At 48.8% G+C, this 20,954-nt stretch carries 16 protein-coding genes and 1 tRNA gene; 15 read left to right on the forward strand and 2 right to left on the reverse strand.

From position 1 onward, the window contains the following. The first annotated feature begins 24 nt into the window (after window positions 1-24). The 4 genes from JKP77_RS11260 (at window position 25) to nusG (ending at window position 3,287) form a co-directional block, all read left to right on the forward strand. A complete protein-coding gene (locus JKP77_RS11260) occupies window positions 25-1,866 on the forward strand; it encodes an ABC transporter ATP-binding protein (RefSeq protein WP_218311271.1) in 1,842 nt (613 codons plus the stop codon). A gap of 171 nt (window positions 1,867-2,037) precedes the next feature. Then, window positions 2,038-2,114 (forward strand) — tRNA-Trp (locus JKP77_RS11265). 246 nt (window positions 2,115-2,360) lie between these two features. Next, complete coding sequence (gene secE, locus JKP77_RS11270; RefSeq protein WP_218311272.1) at window positions 2,361-2,738, forward strand: preprotein translocase subunit SecE; 378 nt, start codon at window positions 2,361-2,363, stop codon at window positions 2,736-2,738. A 3-nt stretch (window positions 2,739-2,741) separates the two neighbouring features. Continuing rightward, window positions 2,742-3,287 (forward strand): transcription termination/antitermination protein NusG, encoded by a 546-nt coding sequence (gene nusG / locus JKP77_RS11275; protein ID WP_218311273.1) that lies wholly within the window; start codon window positions 2,742-2,744, stop codon window positions 3,285-3,287. 186 nt (window positions 3,288-3,473) lie between these two features. On the opposite strand, the gene JKP77_RS11280 is transcribed toward nusG, so the two are convergent. Together JKP77_RS11280 and JKP77_RS11285 are read right to left on the reverse strand one after the other, a co-directional pair. Next, complete coding sequence (locus JKP77_RS11280) at window positions 3,474-4,436, reverse strand: sensor domain-containing diguanylate cyclase (protein ID WP_218311275.1); 963 nt, start codon at window positions 4,434-4,436, stop codon at window positions 3,474-3,476. After that, on the reverse strand, window positions 4,417-4,950 hold the full coding sequence (locus JKP77_RS11285; RefSeq protein WP_218311276.1) for a methanogen output domain 1-containing protein: 534 nt from the start codon (window positions 4,948-4,950) through the stop codon (window positions 4,417-4,419). Before JKP77_RS11285 ends, JKP77_RS11280 begins: the two co-directional genes overlap by 20 nt. Window positions 4,951-5,142: 192 nt before the next feature. On the opposite strand from JKP77_RS11285, the gene JKP77_RS11290 reads away from it, so the two are divergent. The 11 genes from JKP77_RS11290 to JKP77_RS11340 all read left to right on the forward strand — a co-directional run. Continuing rightward, on the forward strand, window positions 5,143-6,342 hold the full coding sequence (locus JKP77_RS11290) for a serine hydrolase domain-containing protein (protein ID WP_218311277.1): 1,200 nt from the start codon (window positions 5,143-5,145) through the stop codon (window positions 6,340-6,342). Window positions 6,343-6,472: 130 nt separating this feature from the next. Continuing rightward, the gene (gene rplK, locus JKP77_RS11295; RefSeq protein WP_169211502.1) at window positions 6,473-6,901 is read left to right on the forward strand and encodes a 50S ribosomal protein L11; all 429 of its coding nucleotides are present in this window, start codon (window positions 6,473-6,475) and stop codon (window positions 6,899-6,901) included. Between the two features lie 4 nt (window positions 6,902-6,905). After that, complete coding sequence (gene rplA / locus JKP77_RS11300) at window positions 6,906-7,601, forward strand: 50S ribosomal protein L1 (RefSeq protein WP_218311278.1); 696 nt, start codon at window positions 6,906-6,908, stop codon at window positions 7,599-7,601. A gap of 307 nt (window positions 7,602-7,908) precedes the next feature. Further along, on the forward strand, window positions 7,909-8,427 hold the full coding sequence (gene rplJ / locus JKP77_RS11305) for a 50S ribosomal protein L10 (RefSeq protein WP_218311280.1): 519 nt from the start codon (window positions 7,909-7,911) through the stop codon (window positions 8,425-8,427). A 56-nt stretch (window positions 8,428-8,483) separates the two neighbouring features. Beyond that, on the forward strand, window positions 8,484-8,855 hold the full coding sequence (rplL, locus tag JKP77_RS11310; RefSeq protein WP_218311281.1) for a 50S ribosomal protein L7/L12: 372 nt from the start codon (window positions 8,484-8,486) through the stop codon (window positions 8,853-8,855). Between the two features lie 292 nt (window positions 8,856-9,147). Further along, on the forward strand, window positions 9,148-13,176 hold the full coding sequence (gene rpoB, locus JKP77_RS11315; RefSeq protein WP_218311282.1) for a DNA-directed RNA polymerase subunit beta: 4,029 nt from the start codon (window positions 9,148-9,150) through the stop codon (window positions 13,174-13,176). Window positions 13,177-13,256: 80 nt separating this feature from the next. Then, a complete protein-coding gene (rpoC, locus tag JKP77_RS11320; RefSeq protein WP_218311283.1) occupies window positions 13,257-17,435 on the forward strand; it encodes a DNA-directed RNA polymerase subunit beta' in 4,179 nt (1,392 codons plus the stop codon). 312 nt (window positions 17,436-17,747) lie between these two features. Then, the gene (gene rpsL / locus JKP77_RS11325; protein ID WP_014951037.1) at window positions 17,748-18,122 is read left to right on the forward strand and encodes a 30S ribosomal protein S12; all 375 of its coding nucleotides are present in this window, start codon (window positions 17,748-17,750) and stop codon (window positions 18,120-18,122) included. 76 nt (window positions 18,123-18,198) lie between these two features. Then, complete coding sequence (rpsG, locus tag JKP77_RS11330) at window positions 18,199-18,669, forward strand: 30S ribosomal protein S7 (RefSeq protein ID WP_218311284.1); 471 nt, start codon at window positions 18,199-18,201, stop codon at window positions 18,667-18,669. A 27-nt stretch (window positions 18,670-18,696) separates the two neighbouring features. Next, window positions 18,697-20,799 carry an elongation factor G gene (gene fusA / locus JKP77_RS11335; RefSeq protein WP_218311285.1) on the forward strand — a complete coding sequence of 701 codons (2,103 nt, stop codon included), beginning with the start codon at window positions 18,697-18,699 and terminating at the stop codon, window positions 20,797-20,799. A gap of 63 nt (window positions 20,800-20,862) precedes the next feature. Then, window positions 20,863-20,954, forward strand: a 92-nt coding sequence (locus tag JKP77_RS11340; RefSeq protein WP_018003793.1) for a GTP-binding protein, incomplete at its 3' end; no start/stop codon positions are given.

A 20,954-nucleotide genomic window follows, 5' to 3' on the forward strand; every position in this document is an offset into this window, starting at 1 on the left:
TCCATCACTTAATTGCAGGAAGTTATGTTTTCATTTTTCGAGCGTCTCACGCAGCCGTTTCCCGATGCCGAACCTACCCAGCCTCCGAAGGGGATCTTAGCGTTTTGTCGCTACTACACGCAGGGCATGTGGAAAGTCATTCTGGCAGTATCAGTACTCAGCGCGATAGTGGCGGTACTGGAAGTGGCGCTGTTTGGCTTTTTAGGCCAGTTGGTCGACTGGTTCTCTGAGCAGGATCGCAGTACCTTTCTGCAAAATGAAAAATGGACGCTAATCGGCATGGGCCTCACCGTGGTGGTTTTCATCCCCGGATTTATCCTCCTACGTTCACTGTTAAGCCGTCAGTCTCTGCTGGGGAATTATCCCATGCGCATTCGCTGGCAGGCACACCGCTACTTGCTGGGGCAAAGTTTAAGTTTCTTTCAGGATGAATTTGCCGGACGCGTTGCCACCAAAGTAATGCAAACCGCCCTTTCCGTGCGCGAAACCGTAATGAAACTACTCGATTTGATGGTGTACATCAGTGTGTATTTCATATCTATGGTGGTGCTGATATTTGCGACCGACTGGCGTCTGGCTATGCCGCTTCTGGTGTGGTTTGTTGTCTACGTAATGATATTGAAAGTGCTGGTGCCTAAGCTTAAAAAAGTGTCGCAGCGACAGGCCGATGCACGCTCTATCATGACCGGGCGTATCGTTGACAGTTACACTAATATCACCACCGTCAAACTGTTCAGCCACAGTCAGCGCGAAGCAGACTATGCCCGTGAAAGTATGGGAAATTTCTTATCCACGGTATATCCGCAAATGCGTCTGGTGACGGTGCTGGAATTCTGTGTCGAGATGGCTAATGCGCTGTTGATATTTACCATAGGTGCTATGTCGATTTACCTGTGGATGGAGAGCATTGTCTCACCCGGTGATATCGCGGTGGCTATCAGCCTGTGTTTGCGTTTGAACGGCATGTCACACTGGATCATGTGGGAAGTCACCGCACTGTTTGAGAATTTAGGTACCGTGCAGGATGGTATCAACACGCTCGCAAAACCCGTGAGTGTCAAAGATAAAGACAAACCTGCGCCGCTTACGGTAGCAGGCGGAAGTATCGACTTTAAACAGGTGGATTTCTCGTATCAGGGTAACGACGCCTTGCCTATCAATGTGTTTAAAGATTTGAATATACGCATTAAACCGGGTGAAAAAGTCGGTTTAGTGGGGCGTTCCGGGGCCGGTAAGTCGACGTTGGTGAATCTTCTGATGCGCTTCTATGACACGCAAAGCGGTGACATTCTGATAGACGGTCAACGCATTTATGACGTGCCACAGGAAGCACTGCGCTCGCAAATAAGTATGGTGACACAGGATACGTCGTTGATGCATCGCTCGGTGCGTGACAACATCATTTACGGCAAAACGGATGCGACGGAAGCGGAAATGATGGCTGCCGCCAAACAGGCCGAAGCCCACGAATTTATTCAGTCATTATCTGACAGCGAAGGTCGTACCGGCTATGACGCGCACGTTGGAGAGCGCGGGGTTAAACTGTCCGGCGGTCAGCGCCAGCGCATTGCTATTGCCAGAGTGTTACTTAAAGATGCGCCCATTCTTATTCTCGATGAAGCAACATCGGCGCTGGATTCAGAAGTGGAAGCTGCGATCCAGGAGTGCCTGAACAAGGTGATGGAAAACAAAACCGTGCTGGCGATTGCGCACCGCCTGTCGACCATTGCGCAGATGGACCGTTTGCTCGTATTAGATAAAGGCCAGATTGTGGAATCTGGCACGCATGCTGAATTGGTCGCGCAGAACGGCATTTATGCCAAACTGTGGGCGCATCAGACGGGAGGTTTCATTGGCGTGGAATAAGCCCTGAGAAGGCGATAAAAGCAAATATGTGATGGTGGCATAAAGCGCTTGTATCTGAGGGGCGGTTAAGTATAATACGCCTCCCTCCCTTGCGATACCGCACTTTCCTCAGAAATGACGCTACTATCACAAGGGCAGTGTAAGTAAAATTTGTCATGAATAATGACATTTAGGGGTGTAGTTCGAATTGGTAGAACAGCGGTCTCCAAAACCGATGGTTGGGGGTTCGAGTCCCTCCACCCCTGCCAAATTTTGAAATTGATACGTTGCAGGATGGATTAATTCCCAAACGCAATCGGAGAGCATAACGGTGGAGGGTGAGAACCGCCATCGGGGTTTGACAAATCGTCGGGAACGATTTGTGCCGCTTATGCGCCGCTTGCGGTCAGATACAGGATGTATCTGAGGAAATCCCTCCACCCCTGCCAGATTATTCGTCAGCCGCGTAATTTCGCGGCTGATTTAAAACGACGCAGTAGTGCTAGGATCGTGACATGAGCGAAAAAACGGAAAAACAGTCCAACCCACTGGACATGTTAAAATGGCTGGTAGTGTTCGCACTGCTTGCTGGACTGGTAACCGCCAATACCATGTACGGTGAAATTTCCGTACTGTATCGTGCACTGGTTGCTGTTGTTGTTGTGGTTATCGCTGGCTTTATTGCCGCTACCACGGAAAAGGGCAGCACCTTTCTGAACTTTGCCAAAGAATCTCGCATGGAAGTGCGCAAGGTTGTCTGGCCCACACGTCAGGAAGCCAACCAGACCACGCTTATCGTATTGGCCGCAACACTGGTCATGGCGCTGGTGCTGTGGGGTATTGATGGCATTCTGGTGCGTCTGGTAAGTTTTATCACGGGAATAGGAGCGTAACGTATGTCTGAAGAAAACAAAAAAAGATGGTACGTGGTACAGGCTTATTCTCAGTATGAGTCTCGCGTAAAGAAAACGCTGCTTGAATACATCAAAATGCATGGCATGGAAGACTATTTTGGTCAGGTTTTAGTACCCACCGAAGAAGTGGTTGAAATGCGTGCCGGGCAAAAGCGTAAATCTGAGCGCAAGTTCTACCCTGGTTATGTGCTGGTAGAAATGGAAATGAATGAAGATTCATGGCACCTGGTGAAAAGCGTTCCTCGTGTGCTGGGCTTTATCGGCGGAACATCAGACCGTCCTATGCCGATTTCACAGAAAGAAGCTGACGCTATCCTTAACCGTCTTGAAGAATCGGTGGATAAGCCAAAGCCAAAAACCTTGTTCGAACCAGGCGAAGTGGTTCGCGTTACCGATGGTCCATTTGCCGATTTCAACGGTGTGGTAGAAGAAGTCGATTACGAAAAAAGCCGCGTGAAAGTGTCGGTACTGATTTTCGGTCGTTCTACCCCGGTAGATCTGGAATTTGGTCAGGTAGAAAAAGGCTAAGCGTCTTTTTAACTGAATATAGAAAAGCGGCTTCGGTCGCTTTTTTTGTGTCTGTTCTGAAAAGCGGCAGGCGGTCTATGGAAGCTCATCAGACGCTGTCAGGTGCAACCGAATAAAAAAGTTATGCCAGCCTTACACGCGCAAATAATCAAAACCGGGCTTCAACCGAGGAAAAGACTGCTTCTGTCATTCCCATAACATGTCTTTTCGGTGGATAACAAATCGGTTGCGCCCTCCTTCTTTTGCAGAATATACGGCATTGTCAGCCAGTCGAATGACATCTTCAACTGAGCGCGACTGCGATAAGCTTGCAACTCCTGCGCTGAAAGAGACGGAAAATGGGGCCCGATCCCGGTTAAATATCTGCCCTTTGAGGATATTCTGAAGACGGGTGAGAAAAATAGCGGATTGATCGACAGTACATTGCGGCAGGACTGCAATAAATTCCTCGCCTCCCCAACGACCCAGCGCATCGCCGTCACGTGCAGCATGGCGCATCAATTCTGCAAATCGTTTTAAAACAAGATCGCCAGCGTCATGGCCGTACTGGTCATTGATTTTTTTAAAGTGGTCAAGGTCAATGAAGATGACCGTGCAGTCGTCGCTACTGCGCTGATAGTTGTGCCAGTAAAGCTCCAGATAGCTGGCGATAAAGCGCCGGTTGTTTAAGCCGGTTAACGGATCAGTTGTGGACTCGAGACGGGCTTTACGCAACATCGCTCCCTGCGAACGCTTTTGTTCAGCAATATCGCGAAGCCTTGCTGTAAACCGGGAAAGCTGCTCATCAAGCTGAACCAGCACTGCCATCGGTTTACCGGTTAACCGGGACTGAAGCATTGACGCATAAGCGGGTGTAACAGGATCCTTGTAAGACTGCGTTCGGAAACAAATACGAAACGGAATTAGTCCGTTTTTTTGTAATGCGCGCTGCAATATTTCACTGACAGAGCCGTGGCGGGATATCACTTCGGCAAACTGCGGTAACGCATCGCCCACCTGGCCTCCGTAAAATCGCTCAGAAAAGCGGTTGTTGTAATGCAGTACGTTGCCAGCGTGATCTGTGATAACCGCAGCCTCTGTGATATTTTCCATGATTGCCCGGGTGCTGATATGTTTTTCCAGGTCCTCTTTATCCAGAGAAAAACTCATAGGCAATCTCATGATCTACGTTGTCAGGTTTAAGATGGATAATAATGTTGCAATGCCCATCGCCATTCGCGATAGTCTTATCCAGCTCGATTGCGGCATATCCGGTGGCATCAGAGGTGATTTTTCCGAAAACATTTGCTGTCATGGCACACAGAGAACGCCTCTGAATTACGGCGTCGCCAAACGGACATCGTTTATTGTGAAGCACAATTTTTACCGGCGAAACACTGCGGATACTAAATTCACCGCCAATACGCCGTTTAAGGTCAACAAGGATATGCGCAATGTTTAAAGGAGACATCAGCATATCAGGCACTGCTTGCTGATACTGATGCTGGAACAACACGCTGATTTTATCTGCTACCATCCCAAGAAAGCCGCGACACTCCTCTGTGCCAATGACATCTTCCATTAGTGAATCCAGCTCGGTCAGTATAGACAGGTAAAACGTTTCTTTGTTTACACTAATATCTTTGCTGGCGATTATTTGTCCAATATCATCATAAGCCGCCATCGCAACTCCTTATTCGAAATCCTTCCGAAGGTAAGTGATAGTTGCGCACAGGCGGTACGTCAAATGAACAGCCTAAAATGACAAGTTTCTAATGCATCCGTAACCGTTGCTTACAATGAATATGTCAGCAGTAGTTAGCCTGAGGAAAGGAACGTGATAGCGTGGCAACGTCGATATTCAAAGGACGTGATTATGATGCAAACAACGCGTATGGAATCAATCTCTGGGCGGAAAGGTAAGAAGAAAGGCCTTGCCAGAGCGTATCGTTTTACTACCTTACTCACGATGTTCATACAGCTATCGGTGCTTAGTGGCGCATCTGCCCACGCTGATGAACCTGATTCTGAGTGGCCGCTACTCGAAAATGCACTCAAACAACATATCAGCACGCATCACATTCCGGGTGTTGCTGCAGCGGTAGTGTACGACGGACAACCTGTATGGCAGTTTGCGCATGGCTATGCAGAGCAAAATAAGGAAGTGCCTGTCACGTTGGATACACCGTTTTGGATTGCGTCGGTTACGAAGCCGTTCGTCGCGATGACCTACCTGGCGCTGGCACACGAAAATAGCATTGACCTGGAAGAACGCGCCGCTGACACGCCAGACTTTACCGGTTTATGCGAATGGCTGGCGTCAACCACAATTCCGTTTGCAGCGGGAATGACCTGCGACCCGGGAATCACGATTGACCACATTCTCAAACATCAGTCGAATGGCGAGCCGGGGACTACCTTCATGTATAACCCCATCCTGTACTCAAGGTTATCCAGACATTTAGAACACAAGCTGGGAGCCGGGGTAGATGCCGTGGAGGGCAGGCACAATGAACTCGGACGCCAGATAGAAAAACGCCTGCTGAGTCCGGCTGGAATGACCGATACCATGGGAAGTATGTGGGACCCACAGAAAGCCAGGGTATTACAGCGCATGGCAGACGGCTTTAACATCACACCAGAAGACAGACTGATAAAGCTGGCGCAACCGGATAAACACATTGCAGGCGGGGCAGGTATCGTCTCAACTGTGTCTGATCTGGTAAAATTCGAGCGCTACGTTATGCAAGGAGACGTATTGCCTGAGAATGTGAAAGATACCTTATCACGCTGGCCCACCTTCAATGATGGTTCTCCTGCACCCTATGGCTATGGGTGGTATTTTGAAAAAACAGGGAGCCATAAGCTGATGTGGCATAGCGGATGGGACCCGGAAAATGGTTACTCAGCCATGTACCTGCGGGTTCCTGAACGTCAGTTGGCACTGATAATCCTTGCCAACAGCGAAGCCATTTACTGGGACAATAGCCTGACCAAAGCTGAGATAGTCAAATCGCCACTGGCAAGTGCTTTTTTAGCGGATATGGAAAACGTTGGGGGAAACCACAAAAAATAACCAATACAGGGCTTGCGGTGCATGGCTAATTGTTGTACATTACGCGCCCTTTTAAACGGAACGGGGAGCCGTTGGAGCAAATAATCTCGATATTTGCGAGGCGCTAGACCCAAACACGAGAGTAAGCAAAATGGCTAAAAAAGTAACTGGCTTAATTAAGCTTCAGGTTGCAGCTGGTGCTGCAAACCCTTCTCCACCAGTTGGTCCTGCACTGGGTCAGCATGGTGTGAACATCATGGAATTCTGTAAAGCGTTCAACGCGAAAACAGAAAGCCTTGAGAAAGGCGCTCCGGTACCTGTAGAAATTACGGTATACGAAGATCGTTCTTTCACATTCGAAACAAAAACGCCTCCTGCTTCTTACCTGCTGAAAAAAGCTGCGGGTATCAAGAGCGGTTCAGGCCGTCCAAACACAGAAAAAGTGGGTAAAGTTACCCGTGCTCAGTTGGAAGAAATTGCCAAGACTAAAGAGCCGGATCTGACTGCCGCTGATCTGGACGCAGCAGTACGTACTATTGCGGGTTCTGCTCGCTCAATGGGCTTGAACGTAGAGGACTAATCGAATGGCTAAATTATCTAAACGCGCTCGCCTGATCCGCGACAAAGTAGACGCGACTAAAGAATACGAAATCAGCGAAGCGGTTGCCCTTCTTAAAGAGCTGGCAACTGCCAAGTTCGCTGAAAGTGTTGACGTAGCTGTTAACCTGGGTATCGATGCGAAGAAATCTGACCAAAACGTTCGTGGTGCAACTGTACTGCCTAACGGTACTGGTAAAGACGTTCGCGTTGCTGTTTTCACCCAGGGTGCTAACGCTGACGCAGCAAAAGAAGCCGGTGCCGACATCGTAGGTATGGAAGACCTGGCTGAACAGGTTAAGAAAGGCGAAATGAACTTTGACGTGGTTGTAGCCAGCCCTGACGCGATGCGCGTTGTTGGTCAGCTAGGTCAGATTCTTGGTCCACGTGGCCTGATGCCTAACCCTAAAACTGGCACAGTAACGCCAGACGTAGCCACTGCTGTTAAAAATGCAAAAGCTGGTCAGGTTCGTTACAGAAACGACAAAAACGGTATCATCCACGCAAGCATTGGTAAAATTGCTTTTGAAGCAAACCAAATTCAGGAAAACCTGGAAGCGCTGCTGGAAGCACTGAAGAAAGCCAAGCCTTCTTCTGCTAAAGGTACCTATATCAAGAAAGTTAGCCTGAGCACCACAATGGGCGCCGGCGTAACGCTTGATAAGGCCAGTGTAGGTCAGTAATTCTTGGTTGGTGATATTTCACCAACGTCTCTGAAAGGTTATGGGTTGGAGCTGTAAGACAGCAGTGCTTGACTGCAGCTCCCGTCCAAGACCGCAGGTGTCATACAGCAAAAGAGGTAAGAGAACTTTTGCATTCAATGTGTGACTTAATCCAACAGCCTGCGCAGACGGTGGTTTGACTCAGACTCTCTGGGGTAACAAACACCGTAGAGCGGTATCAACGGCGAAAGCCCGCGATATCAATCTGTGAACCCTGATGTGGTAAGCAAATGATTGTGAACGCATCAGATACAAAGAGGTGAACTCAGTGGCACTAGGTTTAGCAGCAAAGAAAGAGATCGTAGCAGAGGTATCCGAAGTTGCATCTCGCGCTCTATCCGTTGCCGTCGCTGAATACCGTGGGATGGAAGTTGCAGAACTGACTGACCTGCGTGTTAAAGCTCGTGAGCAAGGCGTATACCTGAAGGTTGTACGTAATACTCTGGCGAAACGCGCTCTGGCAGACAGTAAATTTGCAGACTTGGACAGCGCTTTAACTGGTCCTCTTATCTACGGCTTCTCTATTGATGCACCGGGTGGTGCAGCGCGTCTTTTCAAAGACTATGCGAAGTCAAACGATAAGTTGAAAGTTACAGCACTTTCTATTGGTAGTGGTCTTCTTGGTCCAGAAAAACTGGATGCAGTGGCTTCACTTCCGACCCGCGACGAAGCGCTTGCGAAACTACTTGCAACCTTCAAAGCACCGGTGGGCAAATTCGTTCAAACTATCAACGAAGTACCTACCAAATTTGTGCGCGTATTGGCGGCGATCAAAGACACCAAGTAATTGGCGTTTTTGGCATATTGATTTTTTTAACTATTTAAACCCAGGAGTTTAGAGAAATGGCTCTAACCAAAGAAGATATCTTGAACGCGATTGCTGAAATGCCAGTTATGGAACTGGTTGAGCTAATCGAAGCAGCTGAAGAAAAATTCGGCGTTGAAGCAACAGCTGCTGTTGCAGCTGCTGCACCAGTAGCTGCTGCTGAAGCTGCAGAAGAGAAAACTGAATTCGACGTTGTTATGACTTCATTCGGTGGTAACAAAGTTGCAGTTATCAAAGCAGTTCGCGGCGCAACTGGTCTTGGCCTGAAAGAAGCGAAAGAAGTAGTTGAATCTGCTCCTAAAGCTATCAAAGAAGGCGTAAGCAAAGATGAAGCTGAAGCACTGAAGAAAGAGCTTGAAGAAGCTGGTGCAGAAGTAGAAATCAAGTAATCTGACATTCAGATTACCTGCCTGAGACGGCGAGGCTGGTGGTTATTATTGACCACCAGCCTTTTTGCGCTGTAGGGTGTACAGTTTTTAGCCCTTAACTGTGCATTATCAGGAACTCCGGAAGTTCACCAAAAAAAGCATAAAACCAATAAGTTAACTAATAATTGGTTAAATTTTGTTGTATGCTGGTCGAATTGCCCGGAAAAGGGTCGTGGAAGTTTGTTGTTTGGTGCTTGTCTAGTGCATTTATCGAACAGCAGGTTGGGTCATAAATCAGCAGGCTGAGGAACCCATGGTTTACTCTTATAGCGAAAAGAAACGTATCCGTAAGGATTTTGGCAAACGCCCACAGGTATTGGAAATTCCATACCTTCTTTCAATTCAGCTTGATTCCTTCAAAAAATTTATTGAAATCGATTCTGATGGTCAGTACGGACTGGAAGCTGCCTTCCGCTCTGTATTCCCTATCAAAAGCTATTCAGGCAACTCAGAGCTTCAGTATGTAAGCTATCGTCTGGGTGAGCCGGTATTCGACGTCAAAGAATGTCAAATTCGTGGTGTCACTTATTCCGCTCCCTTAAGAGTAAAGCTGCGGTTAGTATTATTCGATAAAGAAGCCGCCCCAGGTACCGTAAAAGACATTAAAGAACAAGAAGTGTACATGGGTGAGATTCCATTAATGACAGAGAACGGTACGTTCGTCATTAACGGAACAGAGCGTGTTATCGTATCGCAGCTGCACCGTTCCCCTGGTGTATTCTTTGATCACGACAAAGGTAAAACGCACTCGTCTGGTAAAGTATTGTATAACGCTCGAGTTATTCCATACCGTGGTTCTTGGCTGGATTTCGAATTCGATCCAAAAGATAACCTGTTTGTACGTATCGACCGTCGTCGTAAATTGCCTGCAACCATCATCTTACGTGCACTGGAAATGACAACAGAAGAAATTCTGGAAATGTTCTTCGAGAAAGTGCAGGTTCGCATCGATAAAGATAAGTTGATGATGGAAGTGGTTCCGGATCGTCTGCGTGGTGAAACGGCGCAATTCGAAATTCTGGACAAAGAAGGCAACGTGGTTGTTGAAACTGGCCGTCGTATTTCTGCGCGTCATACTCGCAGTCTTGAAAAAGCCGGTATCACTGAGCTTGAAGTACCAGCAGAATACCTGATTGGTAAAGTGTTCGCGGCGACTTACGTTAACGAAGACACTGGCGAAGTGATTGTAAATGCAAACGATGAACTGACACTGGAAAATCTGGCAGAGCTGAGCCAGGCCGGTATCAAAGAATTCGAAACGCTTTACATTAACGAGCTGGATCACGGTTCGTATATTTCCGACACCTTGCGCATCGATTCAAGCACAAACCGTCTGGAAGCACTGGTAGAAATCTACCGCATGATGCGTCCTGGTGAGCCACCAACGAAAGACGCTGCAGAAACGTTGTTCGATAACCTGTTCTTCTCTGAAGAGCGTTACGATCTGTCTTCTGTTGGTCGCATGAAGTTCAACCGTCGCCTTGGCCGCGAAGAACTGGTTGGCAACGGTACGCTGGATCGTGACGATATCGTCTCTGTGATGAAGCAGTTGATCGAAATCCGTGACGGTAAAGACGAGGTGGACGATATCGATCACCTGGGTAACCGTCGTATCCGTTCTGTTGGTGAAATGGCAGAAAACCAGTTCCGTGTCGGTCTGGTACGTGTTGAGCGTGCGGTTAAAGAACGTCTGAGCTTAGGCGATCTTGATAGCACGATGCCTCAGGATCTGATCAACGCCAAGCCAATCTCTGCTGCAGTAAAAGAATTCTTTGGTTCTTCTCAGCTGTCGCAGTTTATGGATCAGAACAACCCGCTGTCAGAAGTGACGCACAAGCGTCGTATTTCTGCATTAGGCCCGGGCGGTCTGACACGTGAACGTGCAGGCTTCGAAGTTCGAGACGTACACCCGACGCACTACGGTCGTCTGTGTCCAATCGAAACGCCTGAAGGTCCAAACATCGGTCTGATTAACTCATTGGCAAGCTTCGCGCGTACCAATGACTTTGGTTTCCTGGAAACTCCGTTCCGTCGCATCGTCGATGGTGTGGTTACCGAAGAAATCGATTATCTGTCGGCCATTGAAGAAGGCCAGTACGCCATCGCACAGGCAAACATTGCTCTGACCGAAGGCGGAGAACTGGTTGATGATCTGATTCCATGTCGTCACCGTGGTGAAACCACGCTGATGCCGAAAGAAGACATCAAATATATGGACGTGTCTCCACAGCAGATCGTCTCAATCGCTGCCAGCATTATCCCGTTCCTTGAACACGATGATGCTAACCGTGCACTGATGGGTGCCAACATGCAACGTCAGGCAGTACCTACACTGCGTGCTGACAAGCCGCTGGTTGGTACTGGTATGGAGAAAACCATTGCGGTTGACTCTGGTGTAACAGTTGTGGCGAAGCGTGGCGGTGTGGTTGATTACGTAGACGCGAGCCGTATCGTAATTAAGGTTGATGAAGAAGAAATGCTGGCAGGTGAAGCCGGTATTGATATCTACAACCTGACCAAGTACACCCGTTCGAACCAGAACACCTGTATTAACCAGAAACCAACCTGTAACGTAGGTGATCCTATCGTTGCCGGTGACGTGCTGGCGGATGGTCCTTCAACGGACTTAGGTGACCTTGCACTGGGGCAGAACATGCGTATCGCGTTCATGCCTTGGAACGGTTATAACTTCGAGGATTCTATCCTGATTTCTGAGCGTGTCGCTCAGGAAGACCGCTTTACGACTATCCACATTCAGGAGCTAAGCTGTATCGCTCGTGATACCAAGCTTGGGCCAGAAGAAATTTCTTCTGATATTCCTAACGTGGGTGAATCTGCGCTAAGCAAGCTTGATGAATCAGGCGTTGTTTACATCGGTGCAGAAGTAAAAGGCGGCGACATTCTGGTAGGTAAAGTGACGCCTAAGGGCGAAACGCAACTGACACCAGAAGAGAAACTGTTAAGAGCCATCTTCGGTGAAAAAGCGTCTGACGTGAAAGACACGTCTCTGCGTGTTCCTAACTCTGTTCACGGTACTGTAATTGACGTACAGGTATTTACCCGTGACGGCGTAGAGAAAGACAAGCGCGCGCTGGAAATCGAAGACATGCAACTGCGTCAGGTTAAGAAAGATCTGTCTGACGAGTTCAACATTCTGGCTGACGGCATCTTTGCCCGTGCTCAGAACATGTTGCTTCGTAACGGTATCGAGCAAGCTAAGCTTGACAGCTTGCCACGTGAGAAGTGGTTCGAAATTACACTGAAAGACGAAGACGCGCAGCTTGAACTGGATCAAATCGCAGATCAGCATGCAGAAACGAAAGAAAACTTCGATAAGAAGTTTGAAATCAAGCGTCGCAAGATCACCCAGGGTGATGACCTGGCACCAGGCGTACTGAAGATCGTTAAGGTCTACCTGGCTGTTAAACGTCACATCCAACCGGGTGATAAAATGGCCGGACGTCACGGTAACAAAGGTGTTATCTCGACAATCCAGCCAGTAGAAGATATGCCTTACGATGAGCACGGTACTCCGGTAGATATCGTTCTTAACCCGCTGGGTGTACCTTCGCGGATGAACATTGGTCAGATTCTTGAAACCCACTTAGGGATGGCTGCTCACGGTATCGGTGTGAAAATCGACCGCATGCTGAAAGAGCAGGAAGAACTGGCGAAGCTGCGTAGCTTCTTAAAAGAAGTGTACGAGCTGGGTGAGAACCACCAGGAAGTCGACATCGACAGCTTCTCTGATGATGAAGTGAAGCGTCTTGCTGACAACCTGCGTAAAGGTGTCCCGGTAGCAACGCCAGTATTCGACGGTGCTCGCGAATCGGAAATCAAAGAGATGCTGAAACTGGCAGATCTGCCAGAAAGCGGACAGATTACGATGTTTGACGGCCGTACTGGTCGCGCGTTCGAGCGTCCTGTAACCGTGGGTTACATGTACATGCTGAAACTGAACCACTTGGTTGACGACAAGATGCACGCGCGTTCAACCGGTTCTTACAGCCTGGTTACACAGCAGCCGCTGGGTGGTAAAGCTCAGTTTGGTGGTCAGCGCTTCGGTGAGATGGAAGTGTGGGCCCTTGAAGCATACGGTGCAGCCTATACGCTTCAGGAAATGCTTACTGTTAAGTCGGATGACGTTAACGGTCGTACCAAAATGTACAAGAACATCGTCGATGGCGATCACAGAATGGAGCCAGGCATGCCTGAATCCTTCAACGTGTTACTTAAAGAAATCCGCTCGCTGGGTATCAACATCGAGCTGGAAGAAAAGTAAGACGGCAATTGCCACGTATTGACTGAGATGGCCCGGCGCTTGCGCCGGGTTCTAGAGACTGACTCCGCTGGGAGAGTAATGTGAAAGACTTATTAAAGTTTCTAAAGCAACAAAACAAGACTGAAGAATTCGATAATATTCGAATCGGTCTTTCTTCACCGGACATGATCCGTTCATGGTCTTATGGTGAAGTGAAAAAGCCTGAAACCATCAACTACCGTACGTTCAAACCAGAGCGTGACGGTCTGTTCTGTGCGCGTATCTTTGGTCCGGTAAAAGACTACGAGTGTCTTTGCGGCAAGTATAAGCGTCTGAAGCACCGCGGTGTAATCTGTGAGAAGTGTGGCGTTGAAGTAACACTGACCAAGGTACGTCGTGAGCGCATGGGTCACATCGAGCTGGCCAGCCCGGTTGCCCATATCTGGTTCTTAAAATCACTACCGTCACGCATCGGTCTGATGCTGGATATGACGCTACGTGATATCGAACGTGTACTTTACTTTGAATCTTACGTGGTAACCGAGCCAGGTATGACTACGCTTGAGCGTGGCCAACTGCTGGGTGAAGAAGAGTATCTGGATTCACTGGAAGAGCACGGCGATGAGTTTGATGCCAAAATGGGTGCAGAAGCAGTATTTGACCTGCTGAAAGTACTGGACGTAGACGCTGACGTTGCAGCGATGCGTGAAGAGCTGCCCAGCATCAACTCTGAAACCAAGCGTAAGAAAATTACTAAGCGCCTGAAGCTGCTTGAATCATTCCAGCAATCTGGCAACAAGCCAGAGTGGATGATCATGACGGTTCTGCCAGTACTACCACCGGATCTACGTCCATTGGTACCACTGGATGGTGGCCGTTTTGCGACGTCAGATCTGAACGATTTATACCGTCGTGTAATCAACCGTAACAACCGTCTGAAGCGTCTTCTGGACCTGGCGGCACCTGACATTATCGTACGTAACGAAAAGCGTATGCTTCAGGAAGCAGTTGATGCATTGCTGGATAACGGTCGTCGTGGCCGCGCTATCACCGGTTCTAACAAGCGTCCTCTGAAATCTTTGGCAGATATGATCAAAGGTAAACAAGGTCGTTTCCGTCAGAACCTGCTGGGTAAGCGTGTTGACTACTCTGGCCGTTCTGTTATTACCGTTGGTCCTACGCTGCGCCTGCACCAGTGTGGTCTGCCTAAGAAGATGGCACTTGAACTGTTCAAGCCTTTCATCTACGGCAAGCTGGAAGGTCGTGGTTTAGCGACAACCATTAAAGCTGCGAAGAAGCTGGTTGAGCGTGAAGCTCCGGAAGTATGGGATGTTCTGGATGAAGTTATCCGCGAACACCCGGTATTACTTAACCGTGCACCCACGCTTCACCGTTTGGGTATCCAGGCGTTTGAGCCTACCCTGATTGAAGGTAAAGCGATTCAGTTGCACCCACTGGTATGTGCGGCCTACAACGCCGACTTCGATGGTGACCAAATGGCGGTACACGTACCGCTGACAATTGAAGCACAGCTTGAAGCCCGTGCGCTGATGATGTCTACCAACAACATTCTGTCGCCGGCAAACGGTGATCCAATCATCGTACCTTCACAGGACGTTGTATTGGGTCTGTACTACCTGACTCGCGACAAAGTCAACGGTCTGGGTGAAGGCATGGTTTTCACCAGCCCGAACGAAGCAGAAAAAGCGTACCGTACCGGTAACGCGGAACTGCACGCTCGTGTAAAAGTACGTATCACAGAATATGACGTTGCTGAAGACGGTACCAAAACAGAAAAAGTGACACTGACAGACACTACTGTAGGTCGTGCAATCTTCTCACTTATTCTGCCTAAAGGTCTGCCGTTTGAGATCATCAACCAGGCAATGGGTAAGAAGCAGATTTCACGTCTTCTTAACGCTTGCTACCGTACACTGGGTCTGAAAGACACCGTTATCGCGGCTGACCAAATCATGTATAGCGGTTTCCACTATGCAATGATTGCCGGTGCCTCTGTTGGTATCGACGATATGGTTATCCCGGAAGCGAAAAAAGAAATCATCGACGCAGCAGAAGCTGAAGTTATCGAGATTCAGGAGCAATTCCAGAACGGTCTTGTAACTGCCGGTGAGCGTTACAACAAAGTTATCGATATCTGGTCAAACGCGAACGAAAAAGTCGCCAAGGCCATGATGGACAACCTGAAGACCGACATTGTTATCAATGCCAAAGGCGAAGAAGAAGAGCAGCAATCATTTAACTCTGTTTATATGATGGCCGACTCCGGTGCTCGTGGTAGTGCCGCACAGATTCGTCAGCTGGCTGGTATGCGTGGTCTGATGGCTAAACCAGATGGTTCAATCATCGAGACGCCGATTACGGCTAACTTCCGTGAAGGTCTGAACGTACTACAGTACTTCATCTCAACCCACGGTGCGCGTAAAGGTCTTGCCGATACCGCATTGAAGACAGCGAACTCGGGTTACCTGACGCGTCGTTTGGTTGATGTTGCACAAGACTTGGTAATCACTAACGACGACTGTGGCACCTTCGAAGGTGTTCAGATGACTCCGCTGATTGAAGGTGGTGACGTTGTTGAGCCGCTACGTGAGCGTGTACTGGGTCGTGTGGTTGCAGAAGATGTGATTAAACCAGGTTCTGACGAAGTACTGGCACAGCGTAACGACATGCTGGACGAAGCCATGGTTGATATGCTTGAAGCCAACTCTGTTGATCAGATCAAGGTTCGTTCGGTTATCACCTGTGATAACGACTATGGCGTATGTGCGAAGTGTTACGGTCGTGACCTTGCACGTGGTCATATGGTTGGAAGCGGTGAATCTGTGGGCGTTATCGCGGCACAGTCAATCGGTGAGCCAGGTACGCAGCTGACCATGCGTACGTTCCACATCGGTGGTGCCGCATCGCGTGCTTCTGCCGAAAACAGCGTACAGGTTAAGACAAGCGGTAGCCTGAAGCTACACAATGCGAAATACGTACGTAACTCTGACGACAAAGTGGTTATCGTGTCACGTTCAACTGAACTGACAATGATTGACGACCAGGGTCGTGAGAAGGAACGCTATAAGGTGCCTTACGGTGCAATCCTGACAGTCGATGACGGCGCAGCAGTTTCTGCCGGCGACGTTGTGGCTAACTGGGACCCGCATAGTCACCCAATCATCACTGAACGTGCAGCTAAGATCAGCTTCTCGGACGTTGATGACTCAAACACAGAGATGCAGCAGGACGAGCTGACCGGTCTTACCCGTATCGTGGTGAAAGACCTGTCCAAGGTGAATGCAAAAGAGCCTAAGCTTATCCTGGAAAGCGACGAATTCGGTCTGCAGGAAATTCGCCTGCCGAGCTTCACTACCATTGAAGCCTCTGACGGCAAGATGGCTAACGAAGGTGACGTGCTGGCACGTATTCCTCAGGAAAGTTCGAAAACGCGTGATATTACCGGTGGTCTGCCTCGCGTAGCCGACCTGTTTGAAGCACGTAAGCCGAAAGAACCAGCTATCCTGGCGGAAATCTCAGGTACCATTGGCTTCGGTAAAGAAACCAAAGGTAAGAAACGTCTGGTTATCACACCTGCAGAGGGTGATGCTTACGAAGAGATGATTCCGAAATGGCGTCAGCTGAACGTGTTCGAAGGTGAAAAGGTCGAGAAAGGTGAAGTTATCGCCGACGGTCCTGAGTCACCACATGATATCCTGCGTCTGCGTGGTATCTCTGCGGTAGCAAACTACATCGTGAACGAAGTTCAGGAAGTTTACCGTCTGCAAGGTGTTAAGATTAACGATAAGCACATCGAGGTAGTTATTCGCCAGATGCTGCGTAAGTGTATCATTACACATCCGGGCGATACGCAGTTCCTTGAAGGCGAGCAGGTTGAAGTATCTACTGTGAAAGTGACTAACCGTGAAGTTGAAAAACACGGCAAGATCCCTGCACAGTATGAAACACAGCTGCTGGGTATCACCAAAGCGTCACTGTCTACAGAGTCGTTCATCTCTGCCGCGTCGTTCCAGGAAACAACGCGCGTACTGACCGAAGCGGCAGTACAAGGCAAAGAAGACGACCTGCGTGGTCTGAAAGAAAACGTTATCGTGGGACGTCTGATCCCTGCCGGTACTGGTTTCGCTTATCACGAACGTCGTGCGCAACGCCGTAAAGAAGAGATCGAAGAGATGTCTGTATCGGCAGCAGATGCCGAGCAGGCCCTGACTGAAGCATTGAATGCGGAAGTGAGCGGCCAGCAGTCTGCTGACGAGTAAGCTTAACGTGGGGTGAGAACACTCACCCCACTCAGATTTCCCGCAAGGGAATGCCCGTTTAAGTTGACAAAGAATACCGTTAAATCTGGTGGTTATCCTTTGTACAGCTTGACAGGCAAGGCTTTGATCATTAATATTCCGCGACCCAATTTTTGGTTAGCCTAAAAAGGCAGCAAAAACAGGGCGCGGTTTTTTGTATTAGAGTCTGTCCAACCCTGACGAGCACAGAGTTGGTCAACAGCGAAAATATCGCAAAAATTGGACCCGGACATTTGTCTCGGGTTTTCGTAGTTTTTAATCAGGAGCTAGTTAATGGCAACAGTTAACCAGTTAGTGCGCAAGCCACGCAGAAAGCCCGTTGAAAAAAGCAACGTAGCTGCACTGCAAGCTTGTCCGCAAAGACGTGGTGTATGTACTCGTGTATATACTACTACGCCTAAGAAACCAAACTCTGCACTGCGTAAAGTATGTCGTGTGCGTCTGACCAACGGTTTTGAAGTTTCTTCATATATCGGTGGTGAAGGCCACAACCTGCAAGAGCACAGTGTTGTGTTAATCCGTGGTGGTCGTGTTAAAGACCTGCCAGGTGTTCGTTATCACACAGTTCGCGGTACTTTGGACTGCGCAGGTGTAAACGATCGTAAACAAGCCCGTTCTAAGTACGGCGCGAAGAAGCCTAAATCTTAACGGTTCTCCGTTAGTAAGGCCAAACTGAAGTAATTAGAGTTTTGGGTTTTCCCTGAATTCATACGGAGAATAGAAGATGCCAAGAAGAAGAGTCGTAGGTCAACGTAAAATCCTACCTGAACCAAAATATGGTTCACAGCTGCTTGCGAAATTCATGAATGTCGTAATGCTCGACGGCAAAAAGTCAGTCGCTGAAAAAATCGTTTACGGTGCGCTTGATATTGTTGCTGAAAAAACCGGCAAGGCACACCTGGATGTGTTTGAAGATGCACTGGACAACATCCGTCCTACAGTCGAGGTTAAGTCTCGTCGTGTAGGTGGTTCTACTTATCAGGTTCCAGTAGAAGTTCGTCCTGTTCGTCGTAACGCTCTGGGTATGCGTTGGATGGTAGAAGCTGCGCGTAAACGTGGTGAGAAGTCAATGGCTCAGCGCCTGGCTGCAGAAATGTTAGATGCAGCAGACAACAAAGGTTCTGCGGTTAAGAAACGTGAAGACGTTCACCGTATGGCCGAAGCAAACAAAGCGTTTGCTCACTACCGTTGGTAATCAACGTTTAATAACTGAGAGAGACGTATGCCTCGCAAGACCTCAATTGAGCGTTATCGTAATATTGGTATTGTGGCACACGTGGATGCGGGTAAAACCACAACCACGGAACGTGTACTTTTCTACACGGGCCTGTCACACAAAATTGGTGAAGTTCATGATGGCGCTGCCACCATGGACTGGATGGAGCAGGAGCAGGAACGTGGTATTACCATTACCTCTGCTGCGACAACTTGTTTCTGGTCAGGAATGCAGCAGCAGTTTGACCAGCACCGGATTAATATCATCGATACACCGGGACACGTGGACTTTACTATCGAAGTAGAGCGTTCACTGCGTGTTCTCGACGGCGCTGTCGTCGTATTTTGTGGGTCTTCCGGGGTAGAGCCTCAATCAGAGACAGTCTGGCGACAGGCTGACAAATATGAGGTGCCTCGTCTGGTTTTCGTCAATAAGATGGACCGGGCAGGCGCCGATTTTGAACGTGTTGTGGCGCAAATCCGCAAGCGTTTAGGCGCAACCTGTGTTCCGATTCAACTGAACATTGGTGCCGAAGAAGAATTCCGTGGCGTTATTGACCTTCTGAAAATGAAGGCTATCAACTGGAATTCTGAAGACATGGGTATGACCTTCACTTACGAAGACATCCCTGCTGAGTATGTAGAAAAAGCCGAAAAGTACCGCTCAGAGATGATTGAAGCGGCCGCTGAGGCAAACGAAGAACTGATGGAAAAGTACCTGGAAGGCGAAGAGCTGACCGAAGCGGAAATCCGTCACGGACTGCGTACCCGTACCCTGAACAATGAGATTGTTCTGGCGACGTGTGGTAGCGCATTTAAGAATAAGGGCGTTCAGGCAGTACTGGATGCGGTGATTGAATATTTACCATCACCCACCGAAGTGAAACCCATCACTGGTATCCTGGACGACAAAAACGAAACTGAAGCGCATCGTAAAGCAGATGACAGCGAGCCGTTCTCGGCGTTGGCATTCAAGATTGCCACCGACCCGTTCGTGGGCACACTGACATTCTTCCGCTGCTATTCGGGTGTAGTCAATACGGGTGACACCGTCTACAACCCGGTAAAAGGCAAGCGTGAGCGCTTCGGTCGTATAGTGCAGATGCACTCGAAAGATCGTGAAGAGTTAAAAGAAGTTCGCGCTGGCGATATCGCCGCTGCGATCGGACTGAAAGATGTGACAACCGGTGACACGCTATGTGATCCAAATCACATCATTACGCTGGAGCGTATGGAGTTCCCGGATCCGGTAATTTCAATTGCCGTTGAGCCAAAGTCACAGGCCGATCAGGAAAAAATGGGTATTGCGCTAAATAAACTGGCTGCTGAAGACCCGTCTTTCCGCGTTAAGACAGATGATGAAACAGGTCAGACAATCATTTCAGGAATGGGTGAACTCCACCTGGACATTATTGTCGACCGTATGAAGCGCGAATTTAAAGTGGAATGTAACGTGGGTAATCCCCAGGTTGCGTACCGCGAGACTATCCGCAAGAAAGTGGAAGTCGAAGGCAAGTTTATTCGACAGTCCGGTGGCCGGGGACAATTCGGTCACGTCTGGCTGCGCATTGAGCCGCAGGAAGAAGGCAAGGGCTACGAGTTCGTAAATGAAATCGTCGGTGGCGTGATTCCAAAAGAATTCATTCCAGCGGTTGATAAAGGAATTCAGGAGCAAATGCAAAGTGGTGTGGTCGCAGGATATCCGGTACTTGATGTAAAGGTTACCTTGTTCGATGGCTCATTCCATGATGTTGACTCTTCTGAAATGGCGTTTAAGATCGCCGGCTCAATGGGTTTCAAAAAAGGCGCCGCGGAAGCAAATCCGGTGTTGCTTGAGCCCATGATGAAAGTTGAAGTAACCACTCCGGAAGACTGGATGGGTGATGTCGTTGGTGACCTTAATCGTCGTCGCGGTATGATCGAAGGTATGGACGAAGGTGTAGCGGGCATTAAAATTGTTCGTGCTAAAGTGCCACTTTCAGAAATGTTCGGCTATGCCACTGACCTGCGTTCTCAGACACAGGGCAGAGCGTCATACTCAATGGAGTTCTTCAATTATTCCGAAGCGCCTAACAATGTTGCGCAAGCTATTATTGAAGCAAGAATCTAAATCTTAATGAAGGTTCGGTCCGGTCTATATTGGGTCGGACTTTTAACTTAGGAAACGAGAAAAATGGCAAAAGAAAAATTTGAACGTACGAAACCCCACGTAAACGTGGGTACAATCGGCCACGTTGACCACGGTAAAACCACTCTGACTGCAGC

The sequence above is a fragment of the Alteromonas antoniana genome (assembly GCF_019249295.1).
Lineage (GTDB): Bacteria > Pseudomonadota > Gammaproteobacteria > Enterobacterales > Alteromonadaceae > Alteromonas > Alteromonas antoniana.